This is a genomic window from Nocardia sp. NPDC060259 (assembly GCF_042728775.1).
Classification (GTDB): Bacteria; Actinomycetota; Actinomycetes; order Mycobacteriales; family Mycobacteriaceae; genus Nocardia.
Genome location: NZ_JBHXAY010000115.1, coordinates 1 through 20355 on the forward strand (window position 1 = coordinate 1; position 20355 = coordinate 20355).

Genomic DNA, 20355 nt, shown 5'->3' on the forward strand with positions numbered 1-20355 from the left:
AAGCCTTCCTTGAACTTGTCGGTCTCCGACTTGATCGCGTCGGCGGCCTCGCCGTCGAGCGGCTTGCGGCCACCCTCGAGCGCGTCGAAGGACGACTGGGTCGCGCTGTGCAGGTGCTCCAGCAGCTCGGCGGTGAAGCGACGCACGTCGCCGACCGGCACCGAGTCGTAGTAGCCGGCGTCGACCAGGTAGATCGAGACGACCTGATCCTCGACGGCGACCGGGGAGTACTGGTTCTGCTTGAGCAGCTCCACCCAGCGGGCACCACGCTCGAGCTGGGCCAGCGAGGCGGCGTCCAGGTCGGAGGCGAAGGCGGAGAACGCCTCCAGCTCGCGGTACTGCGCCATTTCCAGACGCAGCGAACCGGCGACCTTCTTCATGGCCTTGGTCTGGGCGGCGCCACCGACACGGGAGACCGAGGTACCGACGTTGATCGCCGGGCGGACACCCTTGTTGAACAGGTCGGACTCGAGGAAGACCTGGCCGTCGGTGATGGAGATGACGTTGGTCGGGATGAACGCCGAGACGTCGTTGGCCTTGGTCTCGATGATCGGCAGACCGGTCATCGAGCCGCCGCCCATGGCATCGGACAGCTTCGCGCAACGCTCCAGCAGACGGGAGTGCAGGTAGAAGACGTCACCGGGGTACGCCTCGCGGCCCGGCGGACGACGCAGCAGCAGCGAGATGGCGCGGTACGCCTCGGCCTGCTTGGTCAGGTCGTCGAACACGATCAGGACGTGCTTGCCCTGGTACATCCAGTGCTGGCCGATGGCCGAACCGGTGTAGGGAGCCAGCCACTTGAAGCCGGCGGAGTCGGAGGCCGGGGCCGCGACGATGGTGGTGTACTCCATCGCGCCGTGCTCCTCGAGCGCGGTCTTGACGCCCGCGATGGTGGAGCCCTTCTGGCCGATCGCGACGTAGATGCAGCGGACCTGCTTGGTCGGGTCGCCGGTCTCCCAGTTCGCCTTCTGGTTCAGGATCGCGTCGACGGCGACGGCGGTCTTGCCGGTCTTGCGGTCGCCGATGATCAGCTGACGCTGGCCGCGGCCGATGGCGGTCAGCGCGTCGATCGCGGTGATACCGGTGGCCAGCGGCTCCTCGACCGGCTGGCGCTCCAGCACGGTCGCGGCCTGCAGCTCCAGCACGCGGCGGTCGTCGGCTTCGATCTCGCCCAGGCCGTCGATCGGCTGGCCGAGCGGGTTGACGACGCGACCGAGGAACTTGTCACCGACGGGAACCGACAGCACGTCGCCGGTGCGGCGGACCTGCTGGCCCTCCTCGAGCGAGGCGTACTCGCCGAGGATGACGGCACCGATCTCGGTGTCCTCGAGGTTCAGCGCGACGCCCAGGACGCCGCCAGGGAACTCGAGCAGCTCGTTGGCCATCGCCGAAGGCAGACCGCTCACGTGCGCGATGCCGTCGCCGGTGTCGGTCACGAGGCCGACTTCTTCGATGGAGGTTTCCGGGGTGTAGCTCTGGGTGTAGCTCTCGATCGCGCTACGGATCTCGTCGGAGGAGATCGTCAGCTCCGCCATGTTGTTCCTGCTCTCGCTGTGGTCTCGAATGTCGGGGGTTGGAGTTGAGCTGCTGGTCAGGACAGTGCCCGGCGCAGCTTCTCCAGTCGGCCGGTGGCGCTGCCGTCGATGACGTCGTCTCCGACGCGCACGACGACGCCGCTCAGCAGCGTCGGGTCGACCTGCACGTGCACGGTGACCGCCTTGCCGTAGATCCGCTGCAGGGAAGCAGAGAGCTTCTCCTTCTGCTGATCGGACAGCTCGACCGCGGCGTGCGCGTGGGCGACGATCTGGTCACGACGGGCCGCCGCCAGATCGGACAGGGCGTCGAAGGCGACGCCGATGTTGTTGGTCCGCTGCCGGGTAACCGCCTGCTCGGCCAGCGTCTGGGTGATCGACTCGGCCTTGCCGTTCAGCAGGCGCTCGATCAGCTCGCGCCGCGCCGCGGCCGGCTTGCCCTGATCGGACAGTGCCTGCTCCAGCTGCGGGTTGTCGGCGATGATCCGGCCGAGCCTGAACAGCTCGTCCTCCACCGCGTCCAGCCGGCCACCGTCGTTGGCCGACTCCAGCAGAGCCTCCTGCCCGAGCAGCACCAGGGTGTCGACCAGATCGGCGGTGCTCGACCAGTTCTGCGCCACCACGGTGGTCAGCACTGCCTGCGTGGCAGCGCTGACCTTGCCGCCGAAGATCCGTTCGCTGAGTTCAGCGCGCGCCGAACCCGGCACCGAGGCGTCCGCGAGCGCCACACGCAGCGAACGCTGGTCGTCCAGCACGGCGACAACGGCGAACAGTTCCGATCCCGTTGTGGCCGCAACAGTTTCGCTTCCGGTCAGCGCGACCCGAAGCGCCTCGCGAGACCGGGCACTGGCCTCGCGGCTCGCTGCGTACATGCTTCTCACTTTCGCGTCGCTACCTTCCGACCCCGATGGCGTCGGTGTCGTCGAGTTCGCGAAGGAACTTGTCGATCGACGCCGCCTGCTTGGCTTCGTCCGAAACCGACTGACCGATGATCTTCTCGGCCAGGTCGACGGCCGTGCGGCCGACCTCGGAACGCAGCTCCGTCAGGATCTGCTGGCGCTGGGCTTCCAGCTGGGAGTGGCCTGCGGCGACAATACGGTCGCTTTCGGCCTGGGCATCCGTGCGCATCTGCGCGAGGATCTGCTGACCCTGGGTGCGGGCCTCCTCGCGGATACGTGCGGCCTCGAGCCGGGCGTCGGCGAGCTGCTGCTGGTACTGCTCCAGCGTCTGCTGTGCTTCCGCCTGGGCTGCTTCGGCCCTGGCGATACCGCCCTGGATCTTTTCGGCACGCTCATCGAGCACCTTGGTCAGACGCGGCGCCACGAACTTGTAGAACAGAACCGCGATGATGGCGACGCAGATCGCCGACCACACAATGTCGTATGTGGCTGGAATGAGAGGATTGACGTTCTCTGCTTCCTCTGCAGCCAGCACTGTGTACTGAGACATGGGAATCAGAAAATGAAGCCGGCGACAAGGCCGAGGAGGGCAAGTGCCTCGGTCAGCGCGATGCCGAGGAACATGGTGGTCCGGAGCTGGCCGGCCAGCTCGGGCTGACGGGCGATACCTTCGATCGTCTTACCCACGAGAATGCCGATGCCGACACCGGGGCCGATTGCGGCCAGACCATAGCCGATGGCACCGAAGCCCGTGTTGTTGGTGGTGGTGGTGACGGCTTCCTGGGCCAAGTACGAGAGGCTCATGAGTCTTCCATTCCTTTCTGTTGCTCACCCGCCGGGTGGCGTGGTGCAGCAGGGGTTTCGAGTAAGTAGCAGCTAGTCGGATCAGTGTGAATCGACGTGCTCGGCTTGTCCGATGTAGATCGCAACCAGCAGCGCGAAGACGTAGGCCTGCAACAGGATGACGAGCAGCTCGAACAGCGTGAACGCGATGCCCGCGAGCAGGGAGAACGGCGCGAAGACCTTCATCCAGTTGTCCGCGTCGAACAGAAAGAACTGCGTCGCGGCGAAGAACATCACCAACAGGATGTGACCGGCGAGCATGTTGGCCATGAGTCGGACAGTCAGCGTGAAGGGACGCAGCAGGAACGTCGACATGAACTCGATCGGAATCAGCAGTACATGCAGCGCTGGTGGAACACCCGGAACCACGATGCTGCTACGCATGTACTTGATGAATCCGTACTTCTTGATGCCGACATAGTTGAACGCGACGTAGGCGATCACGGCCAGGACCAGCGGCATGGCGATTCGGCCGTTGCTGGAGATGTTCAAGCCGGGGATGATGCCCGAAAAGTTCAGGAAGAGAACGGTGAAGAAGACCGTCGCGATCAGCGGGAAGAACTTCCGCCCGGATTCCTTGCCCAGAACCTCGTCACAAATCTGCTCCTTGACGAAGACCAGACCGGACTCGGCGATGCTCTGCAGACGACCGGGAATGATCCGCGGGCTCCGAAATGCTGCGAGCATGAACCCGATCAGCACCGCGGACATCAAGACACGGACGAGCACCAGGCGGTCGATCTCGATGAACGTGCCCTCGAACAAGATCGCTGGAGGGAAGAAGTCGATTAGTGATGGCGTATGAAATTCGCCCGCCCAAGTTGTGGCGCTCAGCGTTCTCTCCCGTGTTCGGGCCGCGGGATCATGGTCCCGTGGTTCGATCGGACATTGACGATCAGGGGTATCGACTAGAACGCTCGAAGTGCCACAACAGGCTCCGCGGAAATCCGCGTCGCGCCTGCCCAGGTGTCGGCGACATCGTCGATTTGCTTCAACCGAGACAGATTCAGCCCCGGATCGGCAGTAAGCATAGCGGCACCCCGCGAGACCTTGGTGATCCCCCCGATCTGGTGGGGCCCGGGGCTCGTGTACCCCGAGGATTGGATCCCGACTTGGTCGCTTGCTTACCTGCACTTTACCAAGTTATCTACGACAGTGCGTAGCTGGGTGGGATTATTCCTGTTCGGAGCCCGTTTCGCTGTCTCCCGCGCGTGTCGTGACATACGGAACCTTGTGGCGCACAGCACCGTACGTTTCCGCGCCGAGCACGATGAACAACGCGGCGACCACCGTGAAGAAGAGCGCGAACCTGCTGTAGAAGTCGAAGCGCTGCAGAGCAGCGATGACCAGCAGGCCGACCAGCATCTTGCCGATCCAGCCTCCCAACAGCACAAAGCCCGCGGTACTCGGAGGAAGCTTCGCACCGAGGAGCACGGACAAGGCCGTGGTGAGGATGAAGGCGCCGCCGATCGCTGAGCCGAGTACGGCGCCCCACATGCCTGGCGTACCGGCCACCGCGGTGGCGATGGCGATCGAGGCGACCACGAGGACACCGAGGCCGATCAGGCCGTAGCGCAGCGCGGCGCGCAACGGGGCGTCGGGGCTCGGCACGGTTTCCGGTGTAAAGCTCACGGGCCGCACTTTACCTTGCGGCCGGAGTTCACCGGTTCGCCGACTCCACCCGGCGCATCGATGGGATCGCGGTCACTACCAGCGCGAACACCAATCCACCCGCCACCAGTAACACCACGAGTCGCCGATCCATCAGCGATGTTCCCACCGCGCCGAAGGCGAGCACGCCGACCCATAAATAGATCAACAGGACCACGCGTCGCTGGGAATGTCCGATCTGTAGCAATCGGTGATGAAGATGCATTTTGTCCGGTGTGGAGAAACTCACGCCCGCGCGCACGCGGCGCACGATCGCGAGCAACAGATCCAGCACCGGAATGAACATCACCGCGCCGACCAGCAACAGCGGTGAGAGCAAACCGACAATGTCGCGCGGGCCGTAGCCCTGCAGCGGAATTCGGCCGGAGGCGCCGGTGGAAACCGCCGCCAGCATCAAACCGATCATCATCGAGCCGGTATCGCCCATGAAGATTCGGGCGGGCGAGAAATTGTGCGGAAGGAATCCGAGGCAGGCGCCGGCCAGCGCGGCGGCCAGCAGCGCGGGTGGATAGGTGTCCACCGAGCCGCCCTGGTCGTAGAGCAAACCGACGGAGAACACGAAAACCGCGACGGCGCAGATCAAGCCGAGCCCCGCCGCCAAACCGTCCAGACCGTCGACGAAGTTCATCGCGTTCACGAGCGTGACGGTGATGCCGACGGTCACCAGACCGCCCTGCAGCGCGTCGAGCACCACGGTGGAGTCGTTGAACGGGTCGTAGATCACGTACCAGCTCAGGCCCATCACGGCCATCACGCCCGCCGCGGTGACCTGCCCGGCGAATTTGGTGAGCGCGTCCAGACCCCAGCGGTCGTCGACGATGCCGACGAGCACGATGATCGTCGCCGCGACCAGCACCGCAGGAATATCGGGCGCGTAATCGAAACCGCGGCGCAGGGCAGGCAATTGGTGGGCGAACAACACCGCGGCGACGACACCGACATACATGCCGACGCCACCCATCCGCGGAATCGGCTTCACGTGCACATCGCGCTCACGCGGAATCGCGACCGCGCCGAAGCCGATGGCAAGCACCCGGACACCGCCGGTCGCCAGGAAGGTCACCGTGGCCGAGACGAGCAGCACGAGCACCAGCTCGCGCAGGGGAACGACTGAGCTCATGGGAGGCGTGCGATCACCGCTGCGCGGGGCTGGTCAACGCGTCGGGCGCCATCCCGAGCACCTCCGCGATATCGGCCACCGGCACCGCACCCTCCCGCAACACCCTTGGCTGATCCGCGGTCAGATCGACGATCGTGGAGGCCACCGCGTGCTCGGCCGGACCACCGTCGAGATACACACTCGCCAGCGAACCCAGCTGCTCGCGCGCCTGCTCGACGGTGCTGGCGGGCGGCTGCCCGGACACGTTCGCACTCGACACGGCCAGCGGCCCGACTTCGCGCAGCAATTCCAGCGCCACCGGATGCAACGGCATCCGCAGCATCACCGTGCCGCGGGTGTCACCCAGATCCCACGCCAGCGACGGCGCCGCCTGCACGACCAGGCTCAGCGCACCCGGCCAGAACGCGCGGATCAGGTCCCGCGCCTGCGGCCGCACCGAGAACACGAGCCCATCGATGGTGTGCCAGGAACCGACGAGCACCGGAACGGGCATATCGCGACCGCGCCGCTTCGCGGCCAGCAGCGAGCCGACCGCGTCGGCATCGAACGCGTCGGCCGCCAGGCCGTACAGCGTGTCGGTCGGCATCACGACCAGCCGACCGGACTTCAGCGCGCTGGTGGCGGCGGTGATGCCGGCGGCCCGAGACGCCGGTTCGGCACAGTCGTAAACGGTACTCACGCTTAGCTTCGCCTTCCCGCGATTTCTGCCGGACTTCGGGTGGCTGACAATATTCCGCTGCCCCGGGTCTCGTGGTCATCGGGGTTGCGGCAAGTTGTCGAGGTCCCACGATTCTTGCCGGTCTTCGGTGTGCGGCAAGAGTCTAGCCCCCGCGAGGGGCTTCACCTGCGCGGGGACTTTGCGAGGCCGCGACGCTCCGGCCCACCGCCCGGCGTGCAGCGGCCACTCCTGGAGCTGCTGGAGGTGTGCTGGACCAGCGGGCCCGCGCCGCAGGCAGCGGGGACACACGGCGTTCGGTCACCCGGTCAGGGTTTGCTGTGCCGCGCCGCGACGATGAATCGCGGCTTACCCGCGAGATCGGGATGCTCGACGATGTCGACGAAATCGGCGGCCGCCAGGAGGGCCGCCACTCCCCCGCCGTTGGTGTCGTCGTGCTCGATGGCGGTGGCGCCGCCGGGGCACAGCAGGCGGGCGATGGTGGGGACCATGGCGCGGATGACGTCGAGGCCGTCGGGGCCGCCGAAGAGGGCGCGGTGGGGGTCGTGCTCGGCGACCTCGGGGTCGAGGATGGTGGCGTCGGGGATGTAGGGCGGGTTCGAGACGACCAGGTCGACGCGGCCCGACAGCTCGGTGAGCAGGGTCGGGTCGGTGACGTCGTCGGCGTACAGGGTGATGGGGGTGTCGCCGTCGGCGATGCGGTCGTCGGCATTGCGCCGGGCCCAGGGCAGGGCGTCGGGGTCGAGTTCGACGGCATGGACCTGGGCATCGGGGCGGGCGTGTGCGATGGCAAGGGCCAGGGCGCCCGAGCCGGTACACAGGTCGACGACGATCGGCGCGTGGTCGTGCGGCAGCGTCTCCAGCCAGGCCAGCGCCCACGCGAACAGCAGCTCGGTCTCGGGGCGCGGCACGAAGACGCCAGGGCCGACGGCGAGGTCGATCTCGCCCATCGCGGCCGTTCCGGTCAAGTGCTGCAACGGGATTCGCGCGGCCCGCTGGTCGATCAGCTGCCCGAACCGTTCCGCCTCGGCGGGCTCGACCATCGGGTGCAGCGCCAGCCGCATCCGGTCGACACCGAGCACGTGGGCGGCCAGGTTCTCGGCATCGGGCAGCGGTGAGGCGACGCCCGCCTCGGCCAGCCGCGCCGCGGCCTCGACGATCAGCGGGCGCAGCCGGACGCGTTCCGCCACGGTTACTCGGCGGCCATACGGGCGTCGCGGTCGGCCTTGCCGAGCGCGTCGAGCAGCGCGTCCATGTCACCGTCGAGGACGGCGTCGAGGTTGTGCGCCTTGAAACCGATGCGGTGATCGGCGATCCGGTTCTCCGGGAAGTTGTAGGTGCGGATGCGCTCGGAGCGGTCCACCGTGCGGATCTGGCTCGCGCGGCCCGCGGCGGCCTCCTGGTCGGCCTGCTCCTCGGCCAGCGCCTGCAGCCGGGCGGCGAGCACCTGCATCGCGCGCGCCTTGTTCTGCAGCTGGGAGCGCTCGTTCTGGCAGGTCACCACGATGCCGGAGGGCAGGTGGGTGATGCGAACCGCGGAGTCGGTGGTGTTGACGCCCTGGCCGCCCTTGCCGGAGGACCGGTAGACATCGATGCGCAGGTCGGTCTCGTCGATCTGCACCTGCTCGACCTCGTCGGGCTCGGGGTAGATCAGCACGCCCGCCGCCGAGGTGTGGATGCGGCCCTGTGACTCGGTCACCGGCACGCGCTGCACGCGGTGCACGCCACCCTCGAACTTGAAGCGCGACCACACGCCGTCACGGGCGGCGTCGCGGCTCTTGATCGACAGCGTCGCGTCCTTGTATCCGCCCAGGTCGGAATAGGTGACGTCGAGCGTCTCCACCTTCCAGCCGTGCCGCTCGGCGTAGCGGATGTACATGCGCGCCAGGTCGGCGGCGAACAGCGCCGATTCCTCGCCGCCCTCGCCCGACTTCACCTCGAGTACCACGTCGTCGCCGTCGTGCGGGTCGCGCGGGGCGAGCAGATCGGCCAGCGCCTGCTCGAGCTCCACCAGCTGGGTTTCCAGACCGGGCACCTCGGCGGCGAACGCGGCGTCGTCGGCGGCCAGCTCACGGGCGGCGTCGAGATCGTCGCGGACCGATTCGAGCTTGCGGTAGGTCGACATCACCGGGGCCAGCTCGGCGAACCGCTTGCCCACCCGCCGGGCCGCACCGGCGTCGCTGTGCAACGACGGATCGGCCAGCTGCGTCTCCAGGCCTGCGTACTCGGCCAGAATGTCGTCGATGGCGGACGGCTGCGTCACGTTTGCTTCCTTATGTGCGGTGCGGGCGGAATCGGTTGGGCGAGAAACCACCGACGCCCGGCCTGCGAAAGCAGAACCGGGCGTCGGATGAGGCAACTAGCTGTCGGCGTCGGCCTTCTTGCCCGCGCGCTTGCCGTAGCGAGCCTCGAAGCGAGCGACGCGGCCGCCGGTGTCGAGGATCTTCTGCTTGCCGGTGTAGAACGGGTGGCACTGCGAGCAGACCTCGACGGTGATCTGGCCGGACTCCTTGGTGGAGCGAGTCTGGAAGGTGTTGCCGCAACCACACACAACGGTGGTGTCGACATACGTGGGGTGGATTCCTGCCTTCATGGGCGTCCTCTCGATAATGGTCGCCGGGTCGCATGCCGCTGGAGCGCGGAATACGTGAACCGGAACCGACTAGGCGGGATGTCTGCGAAGCCGCAGACACACAGCGGTCCAGTATGCCAGATCTGGCCGCACCCTCCGAAAACACCCCCCACCTCAGAATTGTTCCCCGAATGCAGCAAGGGGCCCCGCGTCGGCGAGGCCCCTTGCTGCGGTTCTAGACGATCACTCGTCGAGAGCGCCCGGTGCGGTCTTGGAGACCTGCATCAGGAACTCGAGGTTGTTCTTGGACTTCTTCAGCCGGTCGATCAGCAGATCGATGGCCTGGTGCGAGTCCAGCCCGGTCAGCACGCGACGCAGCTTGTGCAGCACGGCGGCCTCGTCGGGCGAGAGCAGCAGCTCGTCCTTGCGGGTACCGGACGGGTTGACGTCGACCGCGGGGAACACGCGCCGCTCGGCGATCTTGCGGTCGAGCTTGAGCTCGGCGTTGCCGGTGCCCTTGAACTCCTCGAAGATCACCGTGTCACCGGTGGAGCCGGTCTCCACCATCGCCGTGGCGATGATGGTGAGCGAGCCACCGTTCTCGATGTTGCGGGCCGCGCCGAGGAACCGCTTGGGCGGGTACAGCGCGGTCGAGTCGACACCACCGGAGAGGATGCGGCCCGAGGCGGGCGAGGAGTTGTTGTACGCACGGCCCAATCGGGTGATCGAGTCGAGCAGCACCACAACGTCTTTGCCCATCTCCACCAGTCGCTTCGCGCGCTCGATGGCGAGCTCGGCGACCGAGGTGTGGTCGGCGGGCGGACGGTCGAAGGTGGAGGCGATGACCTCACCCTTCACCGAACGCTGCATGTCGGTGACCTCTTCGGGACGTTCGTCGACCAGGACAACCATGAGGTAGCACTCGGGGTTGTTGATCGCGATCGCGTTGGCGATGTCCTGCATGATCGTGGTCTTACCCGCCTTGGGCGGGGACACGATCAGCGCACGCTGGCCCTTACCGATCGGCATGATCAGGTCGATCACGCGCGTGGTCAGCTTGTTCTGCGCGGTCTCGAGGCGCAGGCGCTGGTTCGGGTACAGCGGGGTCAGCTTGGTGAAGTCGGGACGACGCTTGGCCGCCTCGACCTCGCCGCCGTTGACGGTGTCCAGGCGGACCAGCGGGTCGAACTTCTGGCGCTGGTTGCTCTGCTCGCCGTCGCGCGGGGCGCGGACCGCACCGGTGATCGCGTCACCGCGGCGCAGGCCGTTCTTGCGGACCAGGTTCATCGAGACGTACACGTCGTTCGGGCCTGCCAGGTAGCCGGAGGTCCGCACGAACGCGTAGTTGTCCAGGACGTCGAGGATGCCTGCGACCGGCTGCAGGACGTCGTCCTCGCGGATCTCGAAGTCGCGGGCCTCGCCGCCACCGCCACCGGCGCCACCGTCGCGGTCACGACCGCGGCGACGCTCACGGAACCGGCGACCCCGGCGACCGCGGCCGCCTTCCTCGTCGTCACCACCGCGGTCGTCGCGGGGACCGCGATTACCGCCGGCGCTGCCGTTCTGGTTCTGGTTGCGCTCGTTCTGATTCCGCTCGCCACCGGCGCGCTCGCCCCGGTCGCCACCGGTGCGGTCGCCACGCTCGCGACGACGCTCGCCCTGCTCGCCGCCCTCGGCCTTGTCGGCCTGCTTGGGCTCCTCGCCACGGCTCTCGGCCTGGGCGTTCTCGCCCCCACCGGAACGGGCCTGGTCACGACCACGACGCTGCCTGCCACGGCCACGCTGACCGCCCTCGCGACCGGAATCCTCGGTCGACTCGGCGGGAGCGGCGGTCTTGGACTCGGCCTGCGCCTGCTCGGCCGGGGCCTGCTCGGGCGCGACCGCGACGGCGGCCTGCGTCTCGGCGGGCTTGTCGGCCTTGGCCGGCTTGTCGGCCTTGGCCGGAGCCTCGGCCTTGGCGGGCGCCTCGGTCTTGGCGGCGGGCGCGTCGGCCGTCACGGCGGCGGCCTCGGCGGGCTTGCCCGCCTTCGCAGGCGCTCCGGCCTGATTTTCCTTGATAGCGGCGATGAGATCGCCCTTACGCATACCGGAGGTGCCTCGGATACCGAGCTCCCCCGCCAATGCGCGCAACTGCGGCAACAGCATTCCAGTCAGCCCCGATCGTGCGACGTCGGTGTGTTCGCTCATTTTCGAAATCTGTCCGGATTCACTTTCGCGGCCGCCCGAGTTCGTAGGGTTGGATTCCACCCCGGGTGTCGCGAGCAGGTCCGTATCTGTCACGGAAATCCTTTCCTTCCCTCGAATGCCGTGTGCTGAATCGAGGGTTCGTTCCGTAGACCCGGCACCGCGTGCCGAGCTCGGATTACGCGTCCGACAGGACGCCTGTGCCGTACTACCCGCCCCGCCGGACCGGAGGCTTCGCCACCAGAAGACAGTGGTGAGGAGAGATCATTCCAGTTGAGCGGCTTCTCGGCGTCGCAGCACCTCCATGGTGTGGAGGCTCGAGCCTGGAGCCTGCTGGAGCGATTGCCCTGATGAAGCACCGGCGTCTGATGCGCACGATGTACGGACTTGCACAGAATAGCTGCCCATTGCGAACAACGGCAAGGCAGGCACGCCGTCAGTCGACAGCGACGCCGTCCGCAATGCCGGGTTCGACTACCCGCAGCCCGTCGGATTCCGCCTGTTTGCGCAGGTCATCGGGGAATTCTCCGGTCGCGAGCGCCAGAATGGTCGGGCCTGCGCCGGAAACAGTCGCCGGGATTCCCGCGGCCCGAAGCCGCTGGATCCACGCCGTGGTGAGCGGTAGCGCGGGAGCACGCTGGGTCTGGTGCAGCCGGTCGGCGGTGGCGGGCATCAGCAAATCGGGGCGCTCGGTGAGCGCCACGACGGCCAGCGCCGCCCTGCTGACGTTGAACGCGGCGTCGCCGTGCGGCACCTGCTCGGGCAGCAGCCCGCGGGTGTGCGCCGTAGACGAGCGTTCCTGCGGGATCAGCACCACCGGGCGCAGCGCGGCGGCGGGCCGCAGGCGCACGGCCCGGTAGGCGCGGTTGGCCTCGGCATCGGATTCGGTCCACGACACCACGATTCCGCCGAGCACGCTGGCCGCGGCATTGTCGGGATGACCTTCGAACTCCGAGGCCAGCTGCACCAGACGGTCGGCGTCGAGGCGCAGCTCCGGATCGAACTTCGCGGCCAGCCCGGCGCCCGCGGCCAGGCCACCGACCACCGCGGAGGCGCTGGAGCCGAGGCCACGCGAGTGCGGAATCACGTTGCGGCACACCACATCGAGGCCGTCGGCCCAGACGCCGAGCGATTCCAGCCCGCGCTCGATCGCCCGCACCACCAGATGCGTTGGGCCCCACGGCACGTCGTCGGCGCCCTCACCCTCGACCCGGATGTCGAGACCCGAATCGGTCGTGCGCACCACGATCTCGTCGTAGAGGCCCAATGCCATTCCCAGGCAGTCGAATCCGGGGCCGAGGTTGGCTGTGGAGGCGGGAACGCGCACGGTCACTTCGAGACCGGCGGGCAGGGTCGCTGTCATCAGCCTGCTCTCGCGTGCGCTCAACTCAGGCCAGCTCGAGTTCGTGGGCGACAGCCACCGGGTCGACGGCGATCGGCTTGACCTCGGGCATGCCGGTCAGCGCGTTGTCGGGGTCCTTGAGACCGTTGCCGGTCACGGTGCAGACCACGGTCAGGCCCGAATCCAGCCAGCCTTCCTTGCGGGCGGCGAGCAGACCGGCCACGCTCGCGGCCGACGCGGGCTCGACGAAGACGCCCTCGGTCGCGGCGACCAGCCGGTACGCGGCCAGGATCTCCTCGTCGGTGGCAGCGCGGAAGGCGCCACCGGACTGCTCCTTGGCCTCCATCGCACCGTTCCACGACGCCGGAGCGCCGATCCGGATGGCGGTGGCCACGGTCTCGGGGTCCTTCACCGGAGCGCCGTTGACCAGCGGGGCCGCACCGGCGGCCTGCACGCCGAGCATGCGCGGCAGCACCGAGGTGATGCCGTCGGCGTGGTACTCGCGGTAACCGCGCCAGTAGGCGGTGATGTTGCCCGCGTTGCCCACCGGCAGCACGTGCACATCGGGCGCCTTGCCCAGGACATCGCAGATCTCGAACGAGGCGGTCTTCTGGCCTTCGATGCGGGCCGGGTTCACCGAGTTGACCAGGCCGACCTCGGGGAAGTCCGAGGTGACCTTGCGGGCCAGCTCGAGACAGTCGTCGAAGTTGCCCTCGACCTGGATGATCTTGGCGCCGAGCATCACGGCCTGGGCCAGCTTGCCCATCGCGATCTTGCCCTGCGGGATCAGCACCGCGCACTCCATGCCGGCGCGGGTGGCGTAGGCGGCGGCCGAAGCCGAGGTGTTGCCGGTCGACGCGCACAGCACGGCCTTCTGGCCGCGGTACTTGGCGTCGGTCATCGCCATGGTCATGCCGCGGTCCTTGAAGGAACCGGTCGGGTTGGCGCCCTCGACCTTGAGGTACACCTCGCACCCGGTCAGCTCGGACAGGTGCGGCGCGGGGACCAGCGGGGTACCGCCCTCGAACAGGGTCACCGGTTCCCAGTCGGCGGCACCTTCGAGCCGATCGCGGTAGGCCGCGATCAGACCCGGCCAGCGCGAGTGCACGCCGAGCTGGGGGGCGATGCCAGTGGAATTCATGATTCTTCTGTGCCTTCCAGTCTGAGAACGCTGGTCACAGCGGTGACGGAATCCATTTCCGCCAATGCCGCGACAGTATCGGCCAGCGAGGACTCCACCGCATGGTGGGTGACGACCACGAGCCTGGCACCGTCGCCATGGCCCTGCTGACGGACGGTCGAGATGCTCACCCCGTGCTGGGCGAACGTGTCCGCCACCGCGGCGAGCACGCCGGGACGATCCGCCACCTGCAGGTTCACGTGGTAGCGGGTCGGGGTGTCCCCGATCGGCGCGATCGGCAGCTCAGCATAGACCGATTCGCCCGGTGCACGACCACCGTAGAACTTGTTGCGCGCGGCCATCACGAGGTCGCCGAGCACGGCGGACGCGGTCGGCGCGCCACCGGCGCCCTGCCCGTAGAACATCAGGCGGCCCGCGTTGTCGGCCTCGACGACGACGGCGTTGAACGCGCCGTTGACCGAGGCCAGCGGGTGCTTGCGCGGGATCAGCGCCGGGTACACGCGCACCGAGACGCGATCCTTGCCGCCCTCGGCGGAGGTGGGCTCGCCCGGACCGGCCGCGACGCGCTCGCAGATGGCGAGCAGCTTCACGGTGCAGCCGACGGCCGAGGCCGTCTCCAGGTCCTCGGCGGTGATCTTGGAGATGCCCTCGCGGTACACGTCCGCCGCGGTCACGCGGGTGTGGAAGGCCAGCGAGGCCAGGATCGCGGCCTTGGCGGCGGCGTCGAAGCCCTCGACGTCGGCGGTGGGGTCGGCCTCGGCGTAACCGAGGTCGGTGGCCTCGGCCAGCACGTCGTCGTAGGCGGCGCCGGTCTCGTCCATCGCGGAGAGGATGAAGTTGGTGGTGCCGTTGACGATGCCGACCACCCGGTTCACCCGGTCACCCGAGAGCGACTGGATCAGCGGCCGGACCACCGGGATCGCACCGGCGACGGCGGCCTCGAAGTACAGGTCGGCACGGCTGCGCTCGGCGGCGGCGGCCAGTTCGCCGGTGTAATCGGCCAGCAGCGCCTTGTTGGCGGTGACGACGGACTTGCCCGCGGTCAGCGCCGCGCCGATCAGCCCACGGGCCGGATCGATGCCGCCCATGACCTCGACCACCAGGTCGACGTCCTCGCGGGCGACGAGCGCCGCGGCGTCGGTGGTGAGCAGCTCGGCGGGCAGGCCGCGGTCCTTGTTCAGGTCGCGCACGGCGACGCCGCGCAGCACGAGCGGCGCACCGACGCGCGAACGCAGGTCCTCGGCGTGGTCGCGCAGCACGCGGACCACCTCGGTGCCGACGGTGCCCATGCCGAGGACGGCGACACCCAGCGGACGACTCGCGTCCCTGGTGCCGTTGTTGACGCCGGTTTCGGTCATCCTTCTACCTCCAGGCTGAGCAGGTCCGCCACCGTTTCCCGGCGCAGAATCAGTCGCGCCACACCGTCACGCACCGCGACCACGGCGGGCCGGGTGAGCTGGTTGTAGCGGCTCGACATCGAATAGCAGTACGCACCGGTCGCCGCGACGGCGACCAGGTCACCCGGGCCGGCATCGGCGGGCATCCAGGTATCGCGAATGACGATATCGCCACTCTCGCAATGCTTTCCGACCACGCGCGCGACGACCGCATGCGCATCCGACGAGCGCGAGACCAGACGGCAATCGTAATCGGCCTGGTACAGCGCGGGACGGATATTGTCGCTCATGCCGCCGTCGACGCTGACGTAGCGGCGGCGCGCGCCGCCGTCGAGCTCGACGTCCTTGATGGTGCCGACCTCGTAGAGGGTGACGGTGCCAGGCCCCGCGATGGCGCGGCCCGGCTCGACGGCGATGGTCGGCTCTGGCAGCCCGGCGCGGGCGGCCTCGGCGGCGACCAGGCCGCGCAGGTTGGCGGCGAACTCGTCCAGCGGCGGCGGGTTGTCGCTCGGCAGGTACGAGATACCGAGGCCGCCGCCCAGATCCAGGGTGGAGATCTGCGCGGTGCGCTCGATACCGAATTTGTCGATGGCCTCGCGGAGCAGGCCGAGCATGCGGCGCGCGGCGATCTCGAAGCCGTCGAGCTCGAAGATCTGCGAGCCGATGTGGCTGTGCAGGCCGACAAGGCGCAGGTTGTCGGCTTCGAAGACGCGGGCGAGCGCCTCCATGGCGTCGCCACCGGCGATCGAGAAGCCGAACTTCTGGTCCTCGTGGGCGGTGGAGATGTACTCGTGGGTGTGCGCCTCGACACCGACGGTGACCCGGACCAGCACGTCCTGGACAACGCCCGCCGCGCCTGCGACCGCTTCGAGCCGCTCGATCTCGTAGAGCGAGTCGACGACCACGTGCCCGACGCCGGCGGCGACCGCGGCCTCGAGCTCGGGCACCGACTTGTTGTTGCCGTGCAGCGCGATGCGCTCGGCCGGGAAACCGGCGTGCAGCGCGATGGCCAGCTCGCCACCGGAGCAGACGTCGAGCGAGAGGCCCTCGTCGCGGATCCAGCGGGCGATCTCACCGCACAGGAACGCCTTGGAGGCGTAGTGCACACGGGCGTTGGGCCCGAAGGCGCGCACCATGTCGCGGCAGCGCGAGCGGAAGTCGTCCTCGTCGATGACGAACAGCGGGGTGCCGTACTGCTTGGCCAGCTCGGTCACGGGCACGCCGGCGATGCGGACGACGCCGTCCTCGCCGCGGGTGGCGTTGCGCGGCCACACGTTGGCGGGCAGGTCGATCATCTCGCTCGGACCGGTCGGGCGCTCGGCCAGGCTCGGGGCGTGCGGGATCTCTGCGTGCCGGGGACCGGCCGGGTGTGCACCACTCACAGTTGTGCGTCCTTCCTGAAAAGCTTGCCGGTGTTCACATGCGCTCCGGTGCGCTGACGCCGAGCAGGGTGAGGCCGTTGGCCAGCACCTGACGGGTCGCCTTGACCAGTTCGAGCCGGGCGGCGTTGAGGGGGGTGACGGCGTCATCGCCCTTGGGCAGTACGCGCATGTCGTCGTCGGACTGGAAGGGGTGGTAGACACCGGCCAGTTCTTCGAGGTAGCGGGCGATGCGATGCGGTTCGCGGGTCTCGGCGGCGGTGGCGACCACGCGCGGGAAATCACCGAGGGTGCGGATCAGATCGCCTTCGCGCGCCGAGTCCATCAGCGCGAAATCCGGTTCGACGGAAGCGAACTCGGCGTACTTCGCGGCGTTGCCGATGATGCTGTTGGTCCGCGAGTGCGCGTACTGCACGTAGTAGACCGGGTTCTCGCTGCTCGCCTTCGTCCACAGGTCGAGGTCGATGTCGATGCTCGAGTTCACCGAGGAGCGCACCAGCGAGTAGCGGGCGGCGTCGACGCCGATCTGCTCGACCAGGTCGTTCAGGGTCACGACGGTGCCCGCGCGCTTGCTCATCTTCACGGCCTGGCCGTCGCGGACCAGGTTCACCATCTGCCCGATCAGCACCTCGACGGTGTCGGGGTTGTCGCCGAACGCGGCCGCGGCGGCCTTGAGGCGGCCGATGTAGCCGTGGTGGTCGGCGCCGAGCATGTAGATGGCCAGGTCGAAGCCACGCGCGCGCTTGTTCTGGAAGTAGGCGATGTCACCGGCGATGTAGGCGGCGTTGCCGTCGCTCTTGAGGACGACGCGGTCCTTGTCGTCGCCGAACTCGGTGGACGCGATCCACCAGGCGCCGTCCTTCTCGTACAGGTTGCCCGAGTTCTTGAGCTGCTCGACGGCCTGCTCGACGGCGCCGGAGGCGAACAGTTCGCTCTCGTTGAAGTACACGTCGAAGTCGGTGCCGAAGTCGTGCAGATCCTGCTTGATCTGGGCGAACATCTGCTGCACACCCTCGCGACGGAACAGCTCGTGCCGCTCGTCGGCGGGCAGGGTGAGCGCGGCGGGGTGCGCGGCGACGATGCCGGAGCTGATCTCCTGGATGTACTCGCCCGCGTATCCGTCTTCCGGGGTCGGCTCGCCGAGGGCTGCCGCGACCAGCGACTTCGCGTAGCGATCGATCTGCGCGCCGTGGTCGTTGAAGTAGTACTCACGGGTCACGTCGGCGCCCTGAGCGGCCAGGATGCGGCCCAGCGCGTCGCCGACGGAGGCCCACCGGGTGCCACCGAGGTGCACGGGACCGGTCGGGTTGGCAGAGACGAATTCCAGGTTGATCTTGGTGCCGGACAGCGCGGCGCCGGTGCCGAACTTCTCGCCCGCGGCCAGGATCTGCGTGACGATCACGCCCTGCGCCGAGGCGGCGAGGCGGATGTTGAGGAAGCCGGGACCTGCGACGTCGGCCACATCGATGCCGTCGGTCGCGGACAGGGCCTCGGCGAGCCAGCCGGCCAGCTCACGCGGATTGGTTCCCACCCGCTTGGCCACCTGCATGGCCACATTCGTGGCATAGTCGCCGTGTTCGGGGTTGCGCGGACGCTCCACTGTGACCTGCTCGGGCAGGACCGACGAGTCCAGTCCACGTTCGACAAGCACCTTCGCGGCGGTGGTGCGAAGGAGATCTGCAAGGTCAGCTGGAGTCACGAGTCTCTATCCTATTGGCTGGGCGCCTCGCAACCACGACCGCCCGGTACGAACGTCCCGATCCACACGTCGAAAGAGCACAACGAGCGATGCCGAGCAGGACCAGCGCCACATCAGCCAAGGCCGTCCGGGCCGCGGGGAAGTCGTCTCCGTCCCGCAAACCCGGCAAAGGCAAGCTTCCGGGTAAGAAGCGAGAATTCCCCTGGGCCCTGCTGGGCGCCGGTGTGGCCATCGTCGCGTTGATCGGCCTGCTCGCCTACAGCCTGGTGCCCAAGTACCTGGACCAGGCCGCCATCCGGGAAGCCCAGACCGACCTCAAGGAATGGGTGCCGTCCAAGGAGAACCAGGACCCGTCGGCGAAGATCGACGGCGTGGTCAAGCAGGACTACCCGGCCGGTCTGCACGTGACGTCGGCCCAGCGCGTCGCCTACGACAAGACGCCCGCCTACGGCGGCCCGCACGACGGCGCGTGGGCCAACTGCACCGGCACGGTGTACGCCAAGCCGATCCGCATGGAGAACGCGGTGCACTCGCTCGAGCACGGCGCGGTCTGGATCGCCTACAACCCGGACAAGGTCGACGCCGCGGGTGTGGAGAAGCTGTCGAACTTCGTCAAGGGCCGTCAGTACTCGCTGATGTCGCCGTACCCGGGCCTCGACTCGCCGATCTCGCTGCAGTCGTGGGGTCACCAGCTCAAGCTCGAATCCGCCGACGACGCGCGGATCAAGCAGTTCATCTCCGCGCTGCGCGAGAACCCGTACGCCTACCCCGAGGTCGGCGCGAGCTGCTCGAACCCGATCTTCGACGCCAACAACCCGCCGCCGTTCGACGCGGCGCCGTACGGCCCCGAGGCCGTGCCGATGGACGGCAAGGGCCTGACCCAGGACCAGTCCGAGCTCGGTGGGGGCGGTGGCCTGCCGGGTCTCCCCGGCGGTCTCCAGCTGCCGGGCACCCAGCCCGCGGGCCAGTAGTGGGAACCGACACCGCGGTCGACCCCGACGACAACGCCGACGACACCGCTGCCGAGCCGGGCGCGCGTCGCCCGGCCGGGGCGATCCTCGTCCTCGGCGCCATCGGCCTGCTGCTGCTCGGCGCCGTGGCCGGCGTGCTGCTGCGGCTGCCGCTGGACAAGACCGAGACACCTGCGCCGGGCCCTGTCGACGTGGGGTTCAGCCAGGACATGTCCGCGCACCACGCGCAGGCGGTCGACATGGCGGGCGCGGCGCTGATCGGCTCGACCGACAACGACGTGCGCAGGCTCGCCTACGACATCCTCACCACCCAGCAGAATCAGATCGGCCGGATGCAGGGCTGGTTGCAGCTGTGGGGCGAGCCCAACCAGAACGTCGACGGCTACATGGGCTGGATGACCGACCACGGCTCGGGCTCGCACGGCCACGGCGGTACGACGACCGGGCACGAGATGTCGGGTCCGATGTCGTCGATGCCCGGCATGGCGAGCCAGGAGGAGATGACCGCGCTGCGCCAGTCAACCGGCCCCGCCATGGACACGCTGTTCCTGCAGCTGATGCTGCGCCACCACCAGGGCGGTGTGCCGATGCTCGACTACGCCGCCGAGCACGCCGACACCACCGAGGTGCGGGTCCTGGCAGCGCAGATGTCCAAGACCCAGGAGGGCGAGTCCCAGCTGATGACGAGCATGCTGGCCGCCCGCGGCGCGAGCCCGCTGCCGCTGAGCTGAGCGAGCCGCCGGACCGGGTCAACCGCCCGGTCCGGCACCGTTTTTGGCGCACCGCACTCGATGCGATACGCTGTCGCTGCCCGATCGCCGCACAGCGACCGGCATCTATCCCGCCCTCGTAGCTCAGGGGATAGAGCGTCTGCCTCCGGAGCAGAAGGCCGCAGGTTCGAATCCTGCCGAGGGCACATTTCGAGGCCC

The 20355-nt window shown here is 68.2% G+C and carries 19 protein-coding genes and 1 tRNA gene; 3 read left to right on the top strand and 17 right to left on the bottom strand.

The window, feature by feature from the left end:
* From atpA to argS, 17 genes are all read right to left on the bottom strand, one after another.
* Positions 1 to 1535 (bottom strand): F0F1 ATP synthase subunit alpha (gene atpA / locus ACFWF2_RS28765; protein ID WP_379310592.1); only part of this gene is annotated, 1535 nt, incomplete at its 3' end.
* A 56-nt stretch (positions 1536 to 1591) separates the two neighbouring features.
* Positions 1592 to 2404 carry a F0F1 ATP synthase subunit delta gene (locus ACFWF2_RS28770; protein WP_379310593.1) on the bottom strand — a complete coding sequence of 271 codons (813 nt, stop codon included), beginning with the start codon at positions 2402 to 2404 and terminating at the stop codon, positions 1592 to 1594.
* A 19-nt stretch (positions 2405 to 2423) separates the two neighbouring features.
* Positions 2424 to 2981, bottom strand: a complete 558-nt coding sequence (locus ACFWF2_RS28775) for a F0F1 ATP synthase subunit B (protein WP_379310594.1) — start codon at positions 2979 to 2981, stop codon at positions 2424 to 2426.
* Positions 2982 to 2986: 5 nt separating this feature from the next.
* A complete protein-coding gene (locus tag ACFWF2_RS28780; RefSeq protein WP_379310595.1) occupies positions 2987 to 3235 on the bottom strand; it encodes an ATP synthase F0 subunit C in 249 nt (82 codons plus the stop codon).
* 81 nt (positions 3236 to 3316) lie between these two features.
* Positions 3317 to 4042, bottom strand: coding sequence for a F0F1 ATP synthase subunit A (gene atpB / locus ACFWF2_RS28785; RefSeq protein WP_379310608.1), 726 nt, complete (start codon positions 4040 to 4042; stop codon positions 3317 to 3319).
* A 405-nt stretch (positions 4043 to 4447) separates the two neighbouring features.
* Positions 4448 to 4906 carry a hypothetical protein gene (locus ACFWF2_RS28790; protein WP_379310596.1) on the bottom strand — a complete coding sequence of 153 codons (459 nt, stop codon included), beginning with the start codon at positions 4904 to 4906 and terminating at the stop codon, positions 4448 to 4450.
* A 28-nt stretch (positions 4907 to 4934) separates the two neighbouring features.
* Positions 4935 to 6065: an MraY family glycosyltransferase gene (locus ACFWF2_RS28795; RefSeq protein WP_189031120.1), complete on the bottom strand. Its 1131-nt coding sequence runs from the start codon at positions 6063 to 6065 to the stop codon at positions 4935 to 4937.
* A 13-nt stretch (positions 6066 to 6078) separates the two neighbouring features.
* Entirely contained in the window at positions 6079 to 6744 is a 666-nt protein-coding gene (locus tag ACFWF2_RS28800) for an L-threonylcarbamoyladenylate synthase (protein ID WP_379310597.1), read from the bottom strand.
* A 305-nt stretch (positions 6745 to 7049) separates the two neighbouring features.
* Positions 7050 to 7931 (bottom strand): peptide chain release factor N(5)-glutamine methyltransferase, encoded by an 882-nt coding sequence (gene prmC, locus ACFWF2_RS28805; protein ID WP_379310598.1) that lies wholly within the window; start codon positions 7929 to 7931, stop codon positions 7050 to 7052.
* A gap of 2 nt (positions 7932 to 7933) precedes the next feature.
* Entirely contained in the window at positions 7934 to 9004 is a 1071-nt protein-coding gene (gene prfA / locus ACFWF2_RS28810) for a peptide chain release factor 1 (protein WP_379310599.1), read from the bottom strand.
* A gap of 96 nt (positions 9005 to 9100) precedes the next feature.
* Positions 9101 to 9334 (bottom strand): 50S ribosomal protein L31, encoded by a 234-nt coding sequence (gene rpmE / locus ACFWF2_RS28815; protein ID WP_379310600.1) that lies wholly within the window; start codon positions 9332 to 9334, stop codon positions 9101 to 9103.
* 222 nt (positions 9335 to 9556) lie between these two features.
* Positions 9557 to 11593, bottom strand: a complete 2037-nt coding sequence (rho, locus tag ACFWF2_RS28820; protein ID WP_379310601.1) for a transcription termination factor Rho — start codon at positions 11591 to 11593, stop codon at positions 9557 to 9559.
* Positions 11594 to 11933: 340 nt separating this feature from the next.
* Positions 11934 to 12860, bottom strand: a complete 927-nt coding sequence (gene thrB / locus ACFWF2_RS28825) for a homoserine kinase (RefSeq protein WP_379310609.1) — start codon at positions 12858 to 12860, stop codon at positions 11934 to 11936.
* A gap of 25 nt (positions 12861 to 12885) precedes the next feature.
* Positions 12886 to 13980, bottom strand: a complete 1095-nt coding sequence (gene thrC, locus ACFWF2_RS28830; RefSeq protein WP_379310602.1) for a threonine synthase — start codon at positions 13978 to 13980, stop codon at positions 12886 to 12888.
* Entirely contained in the window at positions 13977 to 15338 is a 1362-nt protein-coding gene (locus ACFWF2_RS28835; protein ID WP_379310603.1) for a homoserine dehydrogenase, read from the bottom strand. The genes thrC and ACFWF2_RS28835 overlap by 4 nt, the downstream gene beginning before the upstream one ends.
* On the bottom strand, positions 15335 to 16759 hold the full coding sequence (gene lysA, locus ACFWF2_RS28840) for a diaminopimelate decarboxylase (protein ID WP_379310604.1): 1425 nt from the start codon (positions 16757 to 16759) through the stop codon (positions 15335 to 15337). The genes ACFWF2_RS28835 and lysA overlap by 4 nt, the downstream gene beginning before the upstream one ends.
* Positions 16760 to 16793: 34 nt before the next feature.
* A complete protein-coding gene (argS, locus tag ACFWF2_RS28845; protein WP_379310605.1) occupies positions 16794 to 18455 on the bottom strand; it encodes an arginine--tRNA ligase in 1662 nt (553 codons plus the stop codon).
* Positions 18456 to 18544: 89 nt separating this feature from the next.
* Here argS and ACFWF2_RS28850 point away from each other — a divergent pair, with 89 nt between their 5' ends.
* The 3 genes from ACFWF2_RS28850 to ACFWF2_RS28860 all read left to right on the top strand — a co-directional run bounded on the left by ACFWF2_RS28850 (position 18545) and on the right by ACFWF2_RS28860 (position 20342).
* Positions 18545 to 19426: a DUF3105 domain-containing protein gene (locus ACFWF2_RS28850; RefSeq protein WP_379310606.1), complete on the top strand. Its 882-nt coding sequence runs from the start codon at positions 18545 to 18547 to the stop codon at positions 19424 to 19426.
* Entirely contained in the window at positions 19426 to 20157 is a 732-nt protein-coding gene (locus tag ACFWF2_RS28855; RefSeq protein WP_379310607.1) for a DUF305 domain-containing protein, read from the top strand. Before ACFWF2_RS28850 ends, ACFWF2_RS28855 begins: the two co-directional genes overlap by 1 nt.
* Positions 20158 to 20269: 112 nt before the next feature.
* A tRNA-Arg gene (locus ACFWF2_RS28860) sits at positions 20270 to 20342 on the top strand.
* Positions 20343 to 20355: the final 13 nt, after the last annotated feature.